The sequence below is a fragment of the Kurthia sp. Dielmo genome, from assembly GCF_000307285.2.
Lineage (GTDB): Bacteria > Bacillota > Bacilli > Bacillales_A > Planococcaceae > Kurthia > Kurthia populi.
In genome coordinates this window covers 387919-405149 of the sequence record NZ_HE578956.1, presented here as the reverse complement: position 1 = coordinate 405149, position 17231 = coordinate 387919, and the positions used below count along the sequence as shown (strand labels likewise).

Genomic DNA, 17231 nt, shown 5'->3' with positions numbered 1-17231 from the left:
CTCCTATTGTGTAACTGCACCTAAAACATCAGCTGCAGTGGGTGTTTTCAAGCCTAAGTTTCCACGTAATGTTGTGCTCTCATACTCTGTACGGAATAGTCCGCGGCGCTGTAACTCTGGAATAACAAGGTCAATAATATCGGTAAAACCTTCTGGGAAATGAGGTGGCATAATATTAAAGCCATCCGCAGCGCCATTTACAAACCATTCCTCTAGCTGATCGACAATTTGCGTTGGTGTCCCGACAATTTCTCGGTGGCCACGAGCACCAGCTACGCGCTCATATACCTCACGAATCGTCACAAGATTTTCTCGAACCGCTAAATCTCGAATGACATGATAGCGCGTCTGTGGATTAGATGGGTCCGCATTCGGTGCATCAAGTGGAAAAGCATCATCAATGTCATACTGTGAAAAATCAGAATCGGTCACACCAGACAAATACTTTAAGCCGACCTCTGGCAAAATATACGAGCTGAGCTGCTGTTGCTTAGCCCGCGCCTCTTCTTCCGTTTTCGCTACTGTAATAAATACACCCGGCATCACTTTTAAATCGTCCGCATGACGGCCATATTTTGCGAGGCGTCCTTTCACATCTGCATAAAATTGCTGCCCCGCTTCAAGTATTTGCCAAGCTGTAAAGATGACTTCTGCGGTTTTTGCCGCAAACTCTTTTCCTGCTTCTGATGAACCCGCCTGCACAAGCACCGGATGCCCTTGCGGTGTTTCCGTCTGATCCAAATAGCCCTCCACATCAAACCATTCGCCATGATGCTCGACGCGATGCGTTTTTGCTTTATTTAAAAACTGGCCACTTTCTTTATCTAAAACGAGCGCTTCTTTTTCAACAGAATGCCAAAGCTTTTTGGTCACTTCTACAAACTCTTCTGCACGTTCATAGCGACGCGCATGTTCTAAATGATGGTCTTTACCAAATAAGGAAGCTTCTTTGCCATTCGATGATGTGACGATATTCCATGCGGCGCGACCACCAGACAAATGATCGATAGAGCCAAATTTGCGCGCAAGATGGAAGGGCTCATTATAAGTTGTCGTTGCCGTTGAGACGAAGCCAATATTTTTTGTCACAGCTTGCAGCGCTGAAATTAATACAATCGGGTCAAACTTCAAGCCTGAGCGATCATTTTCAACAATTTCTTCACCAAAAACATCGGCGAAAAACACCATATCAAATTTCGCCTTTTCGGCTAATTGCGCCTGCTCTTTAATAAAATCAAACGTAAACGCTTCGTTTGTTTTAGCTGATGGATAGCGCCATGACGCCAAATGATGTCCTGGTAAAAAAAAGAATGCCCCTAGCTTCATTTGTTTGGTATTCCTCATATGCAACATCTCCAATTCATTTACTTGGTATTTAAGCATACTTAATACGGATTAAATTCATTCGTATACATCGATTTCGTATCAATGTCTCCTGCTGGTAAATCATCTACACGCTGTAATGGCTCGATCCAGCGACTGAAGTCCTCATCTGTAAATGTACCACCCTTTGTCGCAATACCTGTGCCACTCCAATATTGTAAATTTTCAATTGGCTCATCACGATCACGTTTTTCCATAATCGATTCTAAGCGCTCGACCACTTTATCGCGCTCAGTCGTATTCATCCATTCGATGGCCTTCGCCACACCTTGTGTAAAATCTTTTACCTCATCTGGATTCTCTTTAATAAACTCGGTCGTAAAGAAGTAGCTACCGGCATTATAAGCCTTTGAAAAAACATCCATATCACGGAAAATGAGTTGCGTTTTTTTACGTTCTACAGCCTTATCACGAAATACACCATTCAGTGCGGCGACATCGACCTGCCCGTTAATAACGGCCTGCTCCGCATTCACTTGTGGCATCGTCACGAACTCAATTTTTTCAATATCCGCATCACTAACGCCCGATGTATGTAAGTATTCTCGAATGGCCATCTCATAATGCGCTCCCCGAATATTAACGGCCACTTTTTTACCAATCAAATCTTCGGGCTCTTTAATCGTTGTGCCCTTTTTGCCGAAGAAGCCAAGAAAGACTTTTTCATTACTACCATACGATGTCACGACCGATTTCACTTTGACACCCTTGGCGATGGATTTTAAAATCGCGCCGTTAAAGGACATCCCGTAATCTAACTGCTTCGTCGCCACAAATTGAATGCTTTCCGGTCCACCCGTATAAGCTCCCTGATAATCGAGCGACACTTTTTTAAAGTAGCCTAAATCCTGCGCCACCTCTGCTGGATTTACAATCCCCGTCTCTCCTTGATAACGCAGTGGATATTTACCGTCCGTCGCCTTTGATGTAGCGTCCTCTGTCTTGTCACTACAAGCGCTAAGTGACACCGCTATTACTGCTGCGCTCAGCAATGCTGCAAATTTTTTCATTATTGATTCCCCCTATTTCACTGGTTGTTTCCATTTTGAAAAATGCTTTTCGATTGCCAGTAATGTTTGGTTAATGACAATTCCTAAAAGTGAGATTGTTAAAATTCCCGCATACATCTCAGGAATTTGGAAATTGTATTGTGTGAAGGTGATATAATAGCCAAGCCCCGCCTTTGCGCCAATCATTTCTGCGGCGATTAGTACGAGGATGGCCCCTGTCCCTGCCATGCGAATGCCCGTAAAAATCGTTGGCACAGAGGCTGGTAAAATGACTTTTTTAAATAACTGAAAATCCGATAAATTCATCGATTTTGCAGATTTAATATACAGCGGGTCGACATCACGTACCGCCGCAATCGTATTTAATAAAATCGGCCAAATACAGGCGAAAATAATAATGCCCACTTTTGATACTTCACCGATGCCAAGTAATAAAATAAAGACCGGTAATAGCGCGAGTGCCGCGGTATTACGGAAAAGCTCAAGCACTGGATTAAAGAGCTCACGTGCTAGTGGATACCAGCCAATGAGTAGCCCAAGTGGCACCGCAACTGCAATTGCTATAAAGAAGCCAAGTGCTGAGCGCACAATACTCGCGCTAAAATGCTTCCATAATTCGCCGCTGACAAGTAACTGCCACCACGTTTTTGCGATTTCTGAAAATGGCGGGAAAAACACGCGGTCCACTAAACCAATACGCGGTGCAATCTCCCATAAAGCAAGTAGTACAACTAATACAATGGATTGCTTAAATAGCTTTGTGCCTATCGTAAATCCACTCGTTTCCTGCGCTGGTTTTGCGATAGCTTTTTTAATCGTAACCATCCAATTCCTCCTTTAAATATAAGCCCCCTGGTATTCCTTCTCATGCAGCTCACTCCATACCTGATGACGAATGCTTGAAAATTCACTGCTTGAACGAAAATCAGCATCTTGTAGTCGGTGCTTCGTATCATTATCGATAATCGTTTTGACCTTTCCTGGATTCGCTGACAGCACCGCAATACGCTGACCTAAATACACTGCCTCATCAATGCCATGTGTAATAAAGACAATCGTTTTTCCAGTCTTTTGCCAAATACGCACAAGCTCCTCCTGGAGATTTTCACGCGTTTGTGCATCAAGTGCCGCAAACGGTTCATCCATTAATAGCACCTCCGGATCATAGGCGAGGCTTCTCGCAATCGCGACGCGCTGCTTCATACCGCCTGATAATTCATTTGGATAATGATCATAAAATTGCTGAAGACCGACTAAATCCATATAATATTTTGCCTGCTGTAGCCGTTCTTTTTTCGAAATGCCCTTTGCCTCTAAGCCAAACGCCACATTTTGTAGTGCCGTACGCCATGGATACAAAGCATATTGCTGAAAAACGATAGCACGGTCTAAACCCGGTCCTGTAATTTCTTGCTCGTTAATTAAAATGCGTCCTTTCGTTGGCTTCGTTAAACCACCTAACATATCTAACAATGTCGACTTCCCACAACCCGAAGGCCCTACTACTGTTAAAAATTCACCTTCGCGAACCTTTAAATTTACATCTGACACTGCTGTGAATGGTGGTTTGCCGTTTCGTGCTGGAAATGTTTTTTCGACAAACTCAAACGAGATTTTATTTTTCATCGACATCGCCTTCCTTATAATTCTTAGTGGTTTAATAGGTATTGGGGTGTAAAAAAAGGCTTCCGTGCCCGAAGAAATTATTCTTCCGGTACGAAAGCCTCTGGTTGTCCAGTGAGCATTTTTTTAAACGCTAAAGCCTATTAACTTGATAGGAATACTTTAACAGCTATTTCTTTTTTGCGCAAGTAGTTTTCTGAATATTTTAAATTCGTATTAAAAAAGTGACTGGGCCAGAATACGTTATTTTTCTTTTTTAGCGTTCGCAACGAAAAACCGGAACCGCACCACGGCTCGATTCCGGTTTTTCTTATGCTCATATGGGAGGTTGTTTTTATCCATATGTCCCAGCCTCTTTTAATGCATCATTTTTTTCTCAAAACGATTAATATCTACATCTGCACCAATAACGATTAAAATATCACCTTCATGAATTTCCTCTTCCGCCTGTGGTGACACGATAACATCATTACCTCGCTTGATAGCCATTATGTTAATACCATAGCGTGCGCGGATATCCATACCAATAATTGTATGACCCTCTAAATGATGGGTCGCTTGAATTTCGACGATTGAGTGCTCATCCGATACTTCTAAATAATCTAATACATTATTTGATAGCATATTATTTGCGACACGAATCCCCATATCACGCTCTGGGTGGACAACATGGTCAGCACCAATTTTACGTAGCACTTTTTCGTGATAATCATTTTGTGCCTTCACCGTAATTTTTGGTACACCGATTTCTTTTAAAATAATCGTCGTTAAAATACTCGCCTGAATATCATCACCAATCGCGACAATCACATGCTCAAAATTACGAATACCTAATTGTTTTAGTACCGTTTCATCCGTTGTATCCGCTGTTACGGCTTCGGTTGCAATTTGCGCAAATTCATTGACGCGCTCCGATGACTTATCAATCGCCATTACATCGGCGCCTTGACTAACAAGCTCATTTACAATACTTCCGCCAAAGCGGCCTAGGCCAATGACAACAAATTCCTTTTCCATGAAAATCCCTCGATTCTATTTTTTCACTGTCGACACGTTATTCAGCACTTCGATGTCGTTCATTGCCACACTCATCTAAAGGCTTTTCTGGACGACACTCGCATGCTTCACATGTCGGGTCATCGCATGTTACCTCTACCCATTCATTACAAGTAGCACAGTACAATGCGTCATAGTCATCCGAAAAGCGCAGTAGCTGTATACACATTGGACAATAATCGCGTAAATCCTCTACGTCAATGAGACGACGATCCATCGCTAAAAAAGTCCCTTCAATCGCTGCACGATCCAACGCTAACTCCCCCTTATTCGTCAGTATAGTATAGCATACAAAAAAGCAAGAAGTTGTCTAAAAGCCTGAAATAATCAGGTACTAGACAACTCCTTGCTGACGTTAGGAAAGGGTTAATTTTTTATATGAAAGCACTACGATTGGTGTTCATCATCTCGACCAATACAGCGCTCACACTGCGTATGAATTGACTCTACTTTTTCTCGGATTTCACTACCACATTCACAACAAATTTTTGGTTCTCTTTGACGATTTTCCATCAAAATCCCTCCATTTTTTGTTAAGCTAGTTGTTTGTATCCCGAAAGCGTAAGGAACTCTTCAAATTCATCTTGCTGCACTAAATCTTTAAAGATTTGTACGGCTTCATTAAATTTCGATGCATTGTACGCCGCTTCACCAAATTGGTCTTTTAGCTTTTGCATCTCCTCTTCAATAATTTGCTCGACTAACTCAAGCGTAATGTCGCGTCCATCATCGAGCTTACCAGCCTCCATGCGAATCCACTGCCACACTTGTGTACGCGAAATCTCTGCAGTTGCTGCATCTTCCATTAGATTATGAATCGGTGCTGCCCCTTGACCACGAAGCCACGACGCGATGTACTGAATGCCCACACTACAGTTAATACGTAAGCCTTCTTCTGTAATTGTGCCTTCTGGTACTTCTAATAAATCTTCTGCTGACACTTGTACATCCTCGCGTTTTTTATCGATTTGATTGGCATTTGGCATGTATTGATCGAATTGTTCCATTGCAACCGGTACTAAGCCTGGATGCGCTACCCATGTGCCGTCATGCCCGTCCATCGCTTCACGTTTTTTATCCTCACGTACTTTAGCGAACGCAATGTCATTTGCCGCCGGGTCATCTTTAATTGGAATTTGAGCCGCCATCCCACCAATTGCCGGAGCATTACGTTTATGACAGGTTTGAATACATAGCGATGTGTACGCACGCATAAACGGCGATGTCATTGTCACTTGACCACGGTCTGGTAAAATAACCCCTTCTTGATTACGAAGGCGTTTGATGTAGCTAAAAATATAATCCCATCGACCACAGTTAAGACCTGCCGAATGCTCGCGTAATTCATAAAGAATTTCATCCATTTGGAACGCGCCTGTAATCGTTTCAATTAATACCGTCGCTTTAATTGTCCCACGAGGAATATCAAGTGCATCCTGTGCAAAATTGAAGACATCATTCCACCAACGCGCTTCTAAATGATGCTCTAGTTTCGGCAAATAGAAGTATGGGCCTGTGCCATGCTCGAGTGCAGCTTTTGCATTATGGAAGAAATACAGACCGAAGTCGAATAAGCTCCCTGACATTGGCTCGCCGTCGATTTCAATATGCTTTTCGATATAATGTAGCCCACGAGGACGTACAAGTAAGGTTGCATGCTCACTGTTTAAGCGATATTCTTTTCCCGCATCATTCGTAAATGAAATCGTTTCACGAATCGCATCGGCCATATTAATTTGACCATCAATCATATTTTCCCACGTTGGGCTTGTCGCATCCTCGAAGCAAGCCATAAACATCTTCGCACCAGAATTTAATGCATTGATGACCATTTTACGATCAACAGGTCCTGTAATTTCTACACGACGGTCCTGTAAGTCCGCTGGTAGTGGTGCAATCGTCCAATCTCCTTCACGAATGCTCTTCGTTTCTTCCAAAAAATGTAGCTGCTCCCCAGCATCTAGACGCGCTTGTTGCTCTTCACGCGCCTTTACTAATGCCATACGGCGCTCATTAAAGTTTTTTTGAAGTGACGCTAAAAACTGTAATGCCTCCGGTGTCAGTACGCGTGCTGTATGGTCATTTTGTTCCCCTGTAATACGGATATGTGCAGTCGTTTGTTGTTGCATGTGAATTCCCCTTCCCCAGTGTAAGATATAAAAATAATCTATACTGCGGCTGTAAGCGATTTCCTTCATTGCATGAACCTATCGGATACGGAGGCGCCCATATCGTCTATGCTCACGGTCAAAAAATTTAATCCCGCAGTATAGATTGCTTATGAAAAATTAGAATTGTGCTGTTTCTGTTGAGCCAGCCATTGCTGTTGTAGAAGATGTACCACCTGAAATAATTTGTGATACTTCATCAAAGTAACCTGTACCTACTTCACGTTGGTGCTTCGTTGCTGTATAGCCTTTTGACTCTGAAGCGAACTCAGCTTGTTGCAGTTTTGAGTATGCTGCCATGCCATTATCTTTGTAGTCATTCGCAAGTTCAAACATTGAGTGATTTAATGCATGGAAGCCAGCTAATGTTACGAATTGGAACTTGTAGCCAAGCTTACCTAATTCGCGTTGGTATTCAGCAATTTCATCTTGTGATAAATTCGCTTCCCAGTTGAATGAAGGCGAGCAGTTATATGCTAGCATTTTTCCTGGGTATTGTTCATGAATGGCATTAGCGAATTGACGCGCTTCTTCTAATGAAGGTTTTGATGTTTCACACCATACTAGGTCTGCATAAGGTGCGTACGCTAGGCCGCGAGAAATCGCTTGCTCAATACCTGGATTTGTACGGTAGAAACCTTCTGGTGTACGTTCACCTGTTAAGAACGGTGCATCGTATGGATCAATGTCAGATGTAACCATATCTGCTGCGTCTGCATCTGTACGTGCGATGATAATCGTATCAACGCCCATTACGTCTGCTGCTAAACGAGCTGCTACTAAGTTACGTACCGCTGTTTGTGTTGGTTGTAATACTTTACCACCTAAGTGACCGCATTTTTTCTCAGAAGCTAATTGGTCTTCTAAGTGGATACCTGCTGCGCCCGCTTCGATCATGCCTTTTACTAACTCGAATACATTTAGTGGGCCACCGAATCCTGCTTCAGCATCTGCTACGATTGGTGCGAACCAGTCGAATTCACCGCCGCGACCTTCTGCTGTATCGATTTGATCAGCACGTTGTAGCGTTTGGTTAATGCGTTTTACAACTTGTGGTACAGAGTTTGCTGGGTATAATGATTGATCTGGATACATTTGGCCCGCAATGTTTGCATCCGCTGCTACTTGCCAGCCTGATAAGTAAATCGCTTGTAAACCTGCTTTTACTTGTTGCATTGCTTGGTTACCAGTTAAAGCACCTAAGGCATTGATGAAAGGCTCTGTGTGTAATGAGTTCCATAAGCGAGCTGCGCCACGTGTTGCGAGTGTTTGTTCAACTAATACAGAACCACGTAATTTTAAAACGTCTTCCCCAGTATACGGACGCTCTACACCTTCGAAACGAGCCTCTTTCCAGTGTTGCTCTAATTGCTGTGCTGTTTGATTTGTCATTATAAATCCTCTCCCTCTATCTGATAAAGTTAACAACGATGTTCTGTTCTCGTGTTGCATAACAGTTATCATTTGTTGTAAACTACTATATAACAAAGATTAAAAGTTTGTATCATTTTTTGGATAAAATACCCATTATTCACGATAAAACGGTATAATGCTAGATGAAACCGTTTTAATTCTACTTTAGGAGGTAAGGAAATGACTGTAACAGATATGCAACTACAGGATGTATTAGTACAATATCAGGTTCTGTGGGAAGATTGGATGCCAAAGGATGCGACCATTGCGCTCGCATATGAAGAACAATATATTTATTACGCACCCAAGCATTACGACATTCGTATACAAATTGGGACACAACCAGCTGAGACAAGTATTGCCTATCAAACCATTACGAAAAAACAAAAAGTCGCACAGCTTATCGAAGATCAAGAGACAAAAACTTCTTACTACGGTGTGGGCTATCCGATTACCATTCAAGAGCGCGATGCTGCTTTAGTCGTCGTCTTACCTCCATCTTATGCAAAACATCAAAGCCCGACGCTAAAATTTGTGACAGGTCGCCTCGAAGACGAATGGATGCCTGTAGCTGTCTCAACCATTGCCTATTTTGAAAGCTACAATAAGAAAAACTGGTTTTATATAGAAGGACAGCAATACCAGGTGTCCTTAACAATGAAGGAATTGTCCGAGCGCTTACCTGAAGAATTTATTCGGATACACCGTTCATTCATCGTAAATATTCATAATATTTCAAAAATTTCACGTGATATTACATCCAATCTCGTTATTGTGACACGTGATGGTACGCATTTACCGGTAAGTCAAAGTTATGTTGCCGACTTACGAAAAGCACTCGAATTTTAACTAAAGCGAAAAACCTTGCTACGGCGCGGTTTTTCGCTTTAGTTTTTTTCATGTTTACATATTTTTATTTGTGTAATACAACTGTTAGATTCTTTTTTTCATAAAGGAGTTGAAAATTTACGTCAATTTTGTATAATAAATAACGTTTGAGTAAACTTTAAGTTTTGTTAAAGTAAACTTTCTTTACTAAAAGTATGGTTAAAGTAAACTTTATTTACTAGAAGTTTACCTATAGTAAATGACGAGGAGCAACGACATGCAAATCGGTAAAAAAATAAAACGTCTGCGCCTAAAAAAAGGCCTCACGCAAGAGGAACTTGGTGAACGCACAGATTTAAGTAAAGGATATATTTCGCAGCTTGAACGCGATTTAAACTCCCCATCAATTGAAACACTCTTTTCATTATTAGAAGTACTTGGTTCAACACCAAAGGAATTTTTTGATGATGATGTGACAGAGCAAAAAGTTGTTTATATGGAAGAAGATCAAACACTTTATACCGATGAAGAAAAACATTTTCATCTTCAGTGGCTGATTCCAACATCAAATGAAAAAGAAATGGAGCCAGTGCTTTTAACATTGGAAGCACATGGTGAGTTCAAGCACTTTGAGCCATCCCAATCGGAAACATTTATTTATGTCGTCGAAGGTCGTCTACGCCTCGAACTTGGTAAAGAGCATTATATCGCTACAAAAGGGAATGCCCTTTACTTTGAGGCTTCTGATCATCACCAATTATTTAATGACCATGACGGACAAACAAAAATTTTACTCGTCGCAACAGACTCATATTTGTAATTAGGAGGCTCTCTTATGGACACGATTATTCGTTTTGACAACGTATCAAAAACATATGACGACGGTACAGTCGTTTTAAAGGACATCAGCTTCGAAATGGAGCGTGGAAAGTTCTACACATTACTAGGTCCCTCTGGCTGTGGTAAAACAACCATTCTACGCTTAATTGCAGGCTTTATGGAACCCTCACAAGGCACAATTTATTTTAACGGCAATAAAATCAACAATGTGCCCGCCAATGAACGTCAAGTAAATACGGTTTTCCAGGACTATGCACTTTTCCCTCATTTAAATGTTTTTGAAAATGTCGCATTCGGCTTGCGCATTCAAAAGTTAAAAGAGAAAGTGATTAAGGAACGCGTAGAAGAAGCACTTCGCTTCGTTAACTTAGCTGGCTATGGCTCACGCGAAATCCAAGAAATGTCAGGTGGTCAGCGCCAACGTGTTGCAATTGCACGCGCCATCGTCAATGACCCTGAAATTATTTTATTAGATGAGCCATTATCAGCACTTGATTTAAAACTACGTACAGAAATGCAATATGAGTTACGTGAATTACAACAACGCCTTGGTAAAACATTTGTTTTCGTTACCCACGACCAAGAGGAAGCACTTGCGATGAGTGATGAAATCTTCGTGTTAAACCAAGGAACAATTCAGCAAAGCGGCTCTCCTGTTGATATTTACGATGAACCAATCAACCGCTTCGTTGCGGATTTCATTGGCGAATCAAATATTGTCGAAGGCATTATGGAGCGAGACTTTGAAGTATCGTTTATCGGCAAAACATTTGAATGTGTCGACCAAGGGCTAAATCCACATGAAAAAGTAGACGTTGTTATTCGCCCAGAGGATTTAGAAATTACAACGGTCGAAAATGGGAAAATCCCGGTAACTGTTGATACACAATTATTCCGCGGTGTTCACTACGAGTTATCTACTTATGACGACAATGGCAATGAATGGCTTATCCACTCGCTGAAAAAAGCTGATGTTGGTGCAAAAATCGGCTTAGACTTCGAACCGGATGCCATTCATATTATGCGTCCAAATGAAACTGAAGAAGAGTTTGACGCACGCCTAGAATCATACGGGGACGAAGAACATGCAAAATAAGCGTAGCGGTAGCTTAACGCTCGTACCTTATTATGTATGGATTGCCTTATTTGTTATCGCACCAATCATTTTAGTAGGCTACTATTCCCTACTCGATTTAGAAGGCAACTTCACATTCGAAAACTATAAAAACTTTTTAACACCTGTTTATTTAAAAATGACATTGAGTTCCTTCTGGTATGCCTTCTTAATTACCTTGTTCTGTCTAGTTGTGTCGTACCCAGCTGCATTCATTATTTCACGTCTTAAAAATAAACAACTCTGGCTCATGCTAATTATTATTCCATCATGGATTAACTTATTATTAAAAACATATGCATTTATTGGTATCCTCGGTCAAAGCGGTCCAATTAATGCATTCTTATCAGCAATCGGACTTGAAAAACAACAAATGCTATTTACGAGTGCAAGCTTTGTATTCGTATCCGTTTATATTTTCATTCCATTTATGATTTTACCGATTTTTAACTCGATTGATAAACTGAGCCCTGCCCTATTAGACGCTTCTCGTGATTTAGGTGCTTCTCGCCTTTATACACTACGCCGCGTCATGATTCCACTAACAATGGATGGTATTAAAGCAGGCATTCAGGCAGTCTTTATCCCTGCATTATCCCTGTTTATGATTACGCGTCTAATCGCTGGTAATCATGTGATTACACTGGGTACAGCCATTGAGCAGCAATTCCTTGTGACGCAAAACTGGGGTATGGGTTCAACAATCGCCGTATTCTTAATTATCTTTATGTTTATCATCATGGCCTTCACTGGCGAAAAGAGAAAGAAAGGAGCGTCTCGTCGTGACAAAAATTAATACAGGCTCTAAAGTCTATCTAGCACTTGTTTTTATCGTGCTATACGCGCCGATTTTCTTCTTAATTTTCTATTCGTTTAATAGTGGTGACTCGATGACAAACTTTAAATCATTTACACTCGATCATTATAAAGATGTCTTTGCGGATTCGCGCCTTGTCGTTATTTTATTAAATACCGTTGTTGTAGCGCTCTTGTCTGCATTAATCGCTACAATTATTGGTACAATGGGTGCTATTGGCATTCAAACGATGCGTAACCGCAAGCTACGCAATACCGTATTATCACTAAACAATATTTTAATCGTTAGCCCAGATGTTATTATCGGGGCATCTTTCTTAATTTTATTCACAATGGTTGGCATCAAGCTTGGGTTTATCTCTGTACTACTTAGCCATATCGCCTTTAGTATTCCAATCGTTGTGATTATGGTATTACCAAAAATGCAAGAAATGTCGAATACCTTAATCGATGCAGCACTTGATTTAGGTGCTTCGAAAAAAGAAGTACTAACGCGCGTCATCTTACCATATATTCAACCAGGTATTTTCGCTGGATTCTTTATGGCATTGACGTATTCACTCGATGATTTCGCTGTAACATTCTTCGTTACAGGGAATGGCTTCTCGACGCTGTCTGTTGAAATTTATTCAATGGCACGTGCCGGTGTTTCATTAACGGTCAATGCATTAAGTGGTATCGTCTTCGCTGTAACGATGCTCCTTGTACTTGGTTATTACTTCGTCACAACACGTAAAGTGAAAGGAGTGCGCAAATAATGAAAAATCTTGTGAAAGCAATCATTGCGATTGCCGTTGTATGCGCCGCACTCATGTATCTCGTCAATTCACTTGATAAAACATCCTCACAAGGCGGAGCAGATATTTTAACGGTTTATAACTGGGGTGAATATATTGACCCTGCATTACTGAAGAAGTTTGAAAAAGAAACAGGCATTCAAGTTATTTACGAAACATTTGATTCAAATGAGGCGATGATTACGAAAGTAGATCAAGGCGGTACAAATTACGATATCGCCATTCCGTCTGAATATACGATTGAACAAATGAAGCAAAAAGATTTACTGCTACCAGTAGACCACAGTAAAATACCGAATTTAAAAAATATTGATGAGGATTTTTTAGATTTAGATTTCGATAAAAAAAATGAATACTCTATCCCCTACTTCTGGGGAACAGTCGGTATTGTATACAATCCAAAAATGCTGAAAAAAGACTTAGATTTCACATCGTGGGATCAATTATGGGACCCTTCTTTAAAAGGCGAAGTATTGCTTGTTGATAGTGCACGTGAAGTTATGGGGATGAGCTTAAACAGCATGAATTTATCACTTAACTCAACGGATTCTACAGAATTAAATAAGGCGACAGATAAATTAATCAAATTATCACCAAATGTAAAAGCAGTTATTGGCGATGAAGTGACACAGCTAATGGTCAACGGCGATGCGCCTGCTGCTCTTACATGGTCAGGACAAGCCGCAGATATGATGTATGATAATGAAGACTTAACATACAGCGTTCCAAATGAAGGCTCTAACTTATGGTTTGATAATATGGTTATTCCAAAAACGTCTAAAAACGTTGAAGGCGCGCATAAATTTATTAACTTTATGCTAGATCCTGAAAATGCAGCACAAAATGCCGATTATGTCGGCTATTCAACACCAAATAAAGCAGCACTGAAATTATTAGACCCTGAAGTCATTCATGATGAGCGCTACTACCCATCAGCGGAAGTACGCAAAAATCTACACGTTTATAAAGACTTAGGAAAAGAAAAAATTGGTGAATACAATGAATTGTTCTTAAAATTTAAAATGTCGCTTCAATAATCAACGAAAAAGCACCGCAATTGTGGTGCTTTTTTTGTTGCATACAGAAGCAAAAATCCATATCAATAAAAGAAAATAAAAGTTCAAAATACGATATTTTAAATTAAAATAGATTTTTTTGCATTTTTCGTTTTACTTTTATACCAAATTCTTATAGAATCAAAATTGATAGTGACACTATCAATTTTGAATTTTAAGAGGTGTTTTTAATGACGACGCATCCAACAAATTGGGATCAAACAGTAGATGTTATTGTTCTTGGTACAGGAGGTGCCGCTTTATCTGCCGCTTTATCTGCAGCCGAAGAAGGCGCTAGTGTTTTAGCACTTGAAAAAACGAATCAAATTGGTGGTTCTACCGCTTTCTCTGGTGGTGTGCCATGGATTCCAAATAATCCTTACATGAAAGAGGCTGGCTATGAAGATTCAGCAGAAGCAGCCGCTACTTTTATTAAACGTTTAGCACTAGGTCGCGCAGATGACCATATGATTGATGTTTTTGTAGACAATGCACCAAAAGTGATTGAATTTTTACGTGAGCATACGCCGGTTAAATTTAAAACACCTGCTGGCTATCCAGAATATTATGCGCATATGCCTGAAGGACTTAAAAATGGGACGCGCTCATTAGACCCCCTACCATTTGACTTAAATGAAATTGGCGAATGGGGCGACGTCTTACGTCAAAATCCTATTTTCCCACCACTGACATTAGAAGAAGGTGGCGCTGTTGGTGGCATTGACTTTGAAGTCGTAGCTGACCGCATGGAGAACAATATCGTAACGATGGGGCGCGCATTAATCGCTTCACTACTAAAAGGTTGTTTAGACCGCGGCGTCACTGTACAAACAGAGATTGCTGGTAAAGAGCTCATTGCTGATGAGGATGGCACAATTATTGGTCTTGTAGCCGAAACAGCGAATGGCGATAAAAAATACATTCGTGCAAACAAAGGAATTGTTTTAGCTTCAGGTGGTTTCGAGTGGAATAAACAGCTTGTTAAGTCATTCTTGAAAGCAGAAATTTCAACCCCAGTTACACCTCCTGGCAACGAAGGCGATGCGCTTTTAATGTCAATGAAGGCTGGTGCAGCACTGGATAATATGAGTGAGGCTTGGTGGTATCCTGCAATGGTCGACCCAACGTTCGAGTACGAGGACAATGTGATGGCACAGTTAGGTGGCGGTCGTGAAGGTCCAAACTCAATTATCGTTAACAAATACGGCAAACGTTTCGTGCACGAGGCAACGACATACAATGATATGCCACGTGCGATGTTCGAGTATGATCCAGTAGCAGTAGAATTCCCGAACAAAGGTCCTGTTTGGATGGTTTTTGACCAACAACTAAAAGATTCAAAATTGATTATTACGATGTCACCTGGCGATCCAATTCCAGACTGGCTTGACCAAGCACCTACGATTCGTGAGTTAGCAGAAAAAATCGGTGTCGACCCGGATGGCTTAGAAGCGGAAGTAGAAAAATGGAATGGCTTCTGTGAACAAAAAGAAGACACAGACTTCCACCGCGGTACAATCCAATTCGAAGGCCTCACAACTGGTGGCGGTAGCCCTGAAAATAACTTAGGAAAAATCGAGCAAGCACCATTTTACGCCGTGCCTGTTTACTTAAGTGCCCTTGGAACGAATGGTGGCCCGCGCATTAATGAGCATGGTCAAGTCATGACATATGCGAACGAGCCGATTAAAGGCTTATACGCGGCCGGTAATGCTTCTGCCAATCCATTAGGCCCTATTTATCCAAGTGCTGGCGGTACAATCGGTCCTGCTTTAACATTCGGTTTCTTAGCCGGCAAACATGCCGCAACACACTAACACGCGAAAGAAGGAATCAGCATGCCACAAGGAACATATACAGTAAACGTACCATTAAATATCGAACAAATTTGGGATTTCGTACAAGATATGAATAACTGGGCACCACTTGTACCCGGCTATATCGCACACGAAATTAAAAGTGAGCGCGAATCAACGTGGGAATTTAAAGGCGACCTTGGCTTTATGAAGAAAAAAGTAAAACTAGGCGTCGACATTAAAGAATGGAATGAACCTTCAGAAGTTATTTTTGACTTAACAGGGTTATCGGATAATTTTAATGGTGGCGGTTACTTCAAAGCAGAGCGCATCGATGATTACAACACAACGATGACAGGTCATTTAGACATTACTGCTGGCGGTAAAATGGGCGCGATGATTAACCAAATTCTTAAAAAATTCGTGCCAACAACAACGGAAGAGCTAACAAATGCTATCGTTGAAAAAATGCTAGAAATCAATAAAGTTCACTTATAGATGCAAAAAGAGACTGGGACAAACCACGTCATTTTCTTTTTTTAGCGTTCGAAACGAAAAACCGGAACTGCGCCACAGCGCAATTCCGGTTTTTCTTATGCTCATAGGAGAGGTTGTTTTTACACTTATGTCTCAGCCTCTTTTTCATTATTTTTAATAACATGCTCAATTAAAAAATCTTTTACCGTATAGAGCTCTTCAACAGCTGGCATATAGCTCGCTAAGCTTTTTGTTGAGGCATGTAGTGAATACTTTTTAATCGCGGTCCCAAATAAATTAATAATCGTCGTGACAATTTTAGGGCTTTCTAGATTACTTCGAATGCTACCATCCTGCTGCCCTTGCTCTAATATTCTCGTAATGAGTGCCGGTATTAAGCGAAAGACGCGCTGAATTTGTGCAAGCACTTCATCCTCTACATCATAAAATGCCACATATAACTCAAATGTTTCAAGAATTTTCGTCATTTCAAAATTTTCCTCTGATAGATAATCTATGTATGCCTCTAAAATCAAATTCACTTTTTCAAGCGGTGAAATGCCTAAGTTTTCAATATGTTCAAAACGTGGTATTTGATCTTTATAAAGCTGTGAGACGATTTCAAAAAGAATGAGCTCTTTGCGCGGAAAATGACGAAAAACAGTCGCGACACCAATTGCCACTTCATCTGCTATATTTTGCATCGTCGTTTGTTCAAAGCCCTGCGTCGCAAATAGTATCCTGCCCGCATCCACAATCTTTTGTCGTCGTTCAATTTTTTTCATAATGTCTCTCCTCCTTATTCTAAGGTATCCTTCCTTACTATACCCGTCATCTACGACTTTATACTGAATT

Annotated in this window: 18 protein-coding genes; 8 read left to right on the top strand and 10 right to left on the bottom strand. The window is 40.9% G+C overall.

Features of this window, described 5'->3' with window-relative positions:
- Positions 1 to 3: 3 nt before the first annotated feature.
- The 9 genes from KTHG_RS02340 to aceA all read right to left on the bottom strand — a co-directional run bounded on the left by KTHG_RS02340 (position 4) and on the right by aceA (position 8632).
- Complete coding sequence (locus KTHG_RS02340) at positions 4 to 1344, bottom strand: LLM class flavin-dependent oxidoreductase (protein WP_044527199.1); 1341 nt, start codon at positions 1342 to 1344, stop codon at positions 4 to 6.
- A 41-nt stretch (positions 1345 to 1385) separates the two neighbouring features.
- Positions 1386 to 2393, bottom strand: a complete 1008-nt coding sequence (locus KTHG_RS02335; protein WP_020189315.1) for an ABC transporter substrate-binding protein — start codon at positions 2391 to 2393, stop codon at positions 1386 to 1388.
- A gap of 12 nt (positions 2394 to 2405) precedes the next feature.
- On the bottom strand, positions 2406 to 3218 hold the full coding sequence (locus KTHG_RS02330; RefSeq protein WP_020189314.1) for an ABC transporter permease: 813 nt from the start codon (positions 3216 to 3218) through the stop codon (positions 2406 to 2408).
- A gap of 12 nt (positions 3219 to 3230) precedes the next feature.
- The gene (locus KTHG_RS02325; protein ID WP_020189313.1) at positions 3231 to 4019 is read right to left on the bottom strand and encodes an ABC transporter ATP-binding protein; all 789 of its coding nucleotides are present in this window, start codon (positions 4017 to 4019) and stop codon (positions 3231 to 3233) included.
- A 354-nt stretch (positions 4020 to 4373) separates the two neighbouring features.
- The gene (locus tag KTHG_RS02320; protein WP_020189312.1) at positions 4374 to 5033 is read right to left on the bottom strand and encodes a potassium channel family protein; all 660 of its coding nucleotides are present in this window, start codon (positions 5031 to 5033) and stop codon (positions 4374 to 4376) included.
- A 37-nt stretch (positions 5034 to 5070) separates the two neighbouring features.
- A complete protein-coding gene (locus tag KTHG_RS02315) occupies positions 5071 to 5325 on the bottom strand; it encodes a hypothetical protein (RefSeq protein WP_020189311.1) in 255 nt (84 codons plus the stop codon).
- Positions 5326 to 5459: 134 nt separating this feature from the next.
- Positions 5460 to 5585, bottom strand: coding sequence for a protein YhfH (locus KTHG_RS02310; RefSeq protein ID WP_020189310.1), 126 nt, complete (start codon positions 5583 to 5585; stop codon positions 5460 to 5462).
- A gap of 20 nt (positions 5586 to 5605) precedes the next feature.
- Positions 5606 to 7201 carry a malate synthase A gene (gene aceB, locus KTHG_RS02305; RefSeq protein WP_020189309.1) on the bottom strand — a complete coding sequence of 532 codons (1596 nt, stop codon included), beginning with the start codon at positions 7199 to 7201 and terminating at the stop codon, positions 5606 to 5608.
- Positions 7202 to 7360: 159 nt separating this feature from the next.
- A complete protein-coding gene (gene aceA, locus KTHG_RS02300) occupies positions 7361 to 8632 on the bottom strand; it encodes an isocitrate lyase (protein ID WP_020189308.1) in 1272 nt (423 codons plus the stop codon).
- A gap of 201 nt (positions 8633 to 8833) precedes the next feature.
- On the opposite strand from aceA, the gene KTHG_RS02295 reads away from it, so the two are divergent.
- The 8 genes from KTHG_RS02295 (at position 8834) to KTHG_RS02260 (ending at position 16397) form a co-directional block, all read left to right on the top strand.
- A complete protein-coding gene (locus KTHG_RS02295) occupies positions 8834 to 9502 on the top strand; it encodes a LytTR family DNA-binding domain-containing protein (RefSeq protein ID WP_020189307.1) in 669 nt (222 codons plus the stop codon).
- A gap of 256 nt (positions 9503 to 9758) precedes the next feature.
- Positions 9759 to 10301 carry a helix-turn-helix domain-containing protein gene (locus KTHG_RS02290; RefSeq protein WP_020189306.1) on the top strand — a complete coding sequence of 181 codons (543 nt, stop codon included), beginning with the start codon at positions 9759 to 9761 and terminating at the stop codon, positions 10299 to 10301.
- A gap of 15 nt (positions 10302 to 10316) precedes the next feature.
- Positions 10317 to 11417 carry an ABC transporter ATP-binding protein gene (locus KTHG_RS02285; protein ID WP_020189305.1) on the top strand — a complete coding sequence of 367 codons (1101 nt, stop codon included), beginning with the start codon at positions 10317 to 10319 and terminating at the stop codon, positions 11415 to 11417.
- Positions 11407 to 12231, top strand: coding sequence for an ABC transporter permease (locus tag KTHG_RS02280; protein WP_020189304.1), 825 nt, complete (start codon positions 11407 to 11409; stop codon positions 12229 to 12231). The genes KTHG_RS02285 and KTHG_RS02280 overlap by 11 nt, the downstream gene beginning before the upstream one ends.
- Positions 12218 to 13009: an ABC transporter permease gene (locus KTHG_RS02275; RefSeq protein ID WP_020189303.1), complete on the top strand. Its 792-nt coding sequence runs from the start codon at positions 12218 to 12220 to the stop codon at positions 13007 to 13009. The genes KTHG_RS02280 and KTHG_RS02275 overlap by 14 nt, the downstream gene beginning before the upstream one ends.
- Positions 13009 to 14085, top strand: coding sequence for an ABC transporter substrate-binding protein (locus tag KTHG_RS02270; RefSeq protein ID WP_020189302.1), 1077 nt, complete (start codon positions 13009 to 13011; stop codon positions 14083 to 14085). The genes KTHG_RS02275 and KTHG_RS02270 overlap by 1 nt, the downstream gene beginning before the upstream one ends.
- A 209-nt stretch (positions 14086 to 14294) precedes the next feature.
- The gene (locus KTHG_RS02265) at positions 14295 to 15920 is read left to right on the top strand and encodes an FAD-binding protein (protein WP_020189301.1); all 1626 of its coding nucleotides are present in this window, start codon (positions 14295 to 14297) and stop codon (positions 15918 to 15920) included.
- A gap of 21 nt (positions 15921 to 15941) precedes the next feature.
- Positions 15942 to 16397, top strand: a complete 456-nt coding sequence (locus KTHG_RS02260; protein ID WP_020189300.1) for an SRPBCC family protein — start codon at positions 15942 to 15944, stop codon at positions 16395 to 16397.
- Between the two features lie 125 nt (positions 16398 to 16522).
- Here KTHG_RS02260 and KTHG_RS02255 read toward each other — a convergent pair whose 3' ends face one another.
- Positions 16523 to 17161: a TetR/AcrR family transcriptional regulator gene (locus KTHG_RS02255; RefSeq protein ID WP_020189299.1), complete on the bottom strand. Its 639-nt coding sequence runs from the start codon at positions 17159 to 17161 to the stop codon at positions 16523 to 16525.
- Positions 17162 to 17231: the final 70 nt, after the last annotated feature.

What these genes read in the sequence shown, in the direction of transcription:
- KTHG_RS02340 (WP_044527199.1), bottom strand. Translation starts at nt 1,344, where the DNA reads ATGAGGAATACCAAACAAATGAAGCTAGGGGCATTCTTTTTTTTACCA.
- KTHG_RS02335 (WP_020189315.1), bottom strand. Translation starts at nt 2,393, where the DNA reads ATGAAAAAATTTGCAGCATTGCTGAGCGCAGCAGTAATAGCGGTGTCA.
- KTHG_RS02330 (WP_020189314.1), bottom strand. Translation starts at nt 3,218, where the DNA reads ATGGTTACGATTAAAAAAGCTATCGCAAAACCAGCGCAGGAAACGAGT.
- KTHG_RS02325 (WP_020189313.1), bottom strand. Translation starts at nt 4,019, where the DNA reads ATGAAAAATAAAATCTCGTTTGAGTTTGTCGAAAAAACATTTCCAGCA.
- KTHG_RS02320 (WP_020189312.1), bottom strand. Translation starts at nt 5,033, where the DNA reads ATGGAAAAGGAATTTGTTGTCATTGGCCTAGGCCGCTTTGGCGGAAGT.
- KTHG_RS02310 (WP_020189310.1), bottom strand. Translation starts at nt 5,585, where the DNA reads ATGGAAAATCGTCAAAGAGAACCAAAAATTTGTTGTGAATGTGGTAGT.
- aceB (WP_020189309.1), bottom strand. Translation starts at nt 7,201, where the DNA reads ATGCAACAACAAACGACTGCACATATCCGTATTACAGGGGAACAAAAT.
- aceA (WP_020189308.1), bottom strand. Translation starts at nt 8,632, where the DNA reads ATGACAAATCAAACAGCACAGCAATTAGAGCAACACTGGAAAGAGGCT.
- KTHG_RS02295 (WP_020189307.1), top strand. Translation starts at nt 8,834, where the DNA reads ATGACTGTAACAGATATGCAACTACAGGATGTATTAGTACAATATCAG.
- KTHG_RS02290 (WP_020189306.1), top strand. Translation starts at nt 9,759, where the DNA reads ATGCAAATCGGTAAAAAAATAAAACGTCTGCGCCTAAAAAAAGGCCTC.
- KTHG_RS02285 (WP_020189305.1), top strand. Translation starts at nt 10,317, where the DNA reads ATGGACACGATTATTCGTTTTGACAACGTATCAAAAACATATGACGAC.
- KTHG_RS02280 (WP_020189304.1), top strand. Translation starts at nt 11,407, where the DNA reads ATGCAAAATAAGCGTAGCGGTAGCTTAACGCTCGTACCTTATTATGTA.
- KTHG_RS02270 (WP_020189302.1), top strand. Translation starts at nt 13,009, where the DNA reads ATGAAAAATCTTGTGAAAGCAATCATTGCGATTGCCGTTGTATGCGCC.
- KTHG_RS02265 (WP_020189301.1), top strand. Translation starts at nt 14,295, where the DNA reads ATGACGACGCATCCAACAAATTGGGATCAAACAGTAGATGTTATTGTT.
- KTHG_RS02260 (WP_020189300.1), top strand. Translation starts at nt 15,942, where the DNA reads ATGCCACAAGGAACATATACAGTAAACGTACCATTAAATATCGAACAA.
- KTHG_RS02255 (WP_020189299.1), bottom strand. Translation starts at nt 17,161, where the DNA reads ATGAAAAAAATTGAACGACGACAAAAGATTGTGGATGCGGGCAGGATA.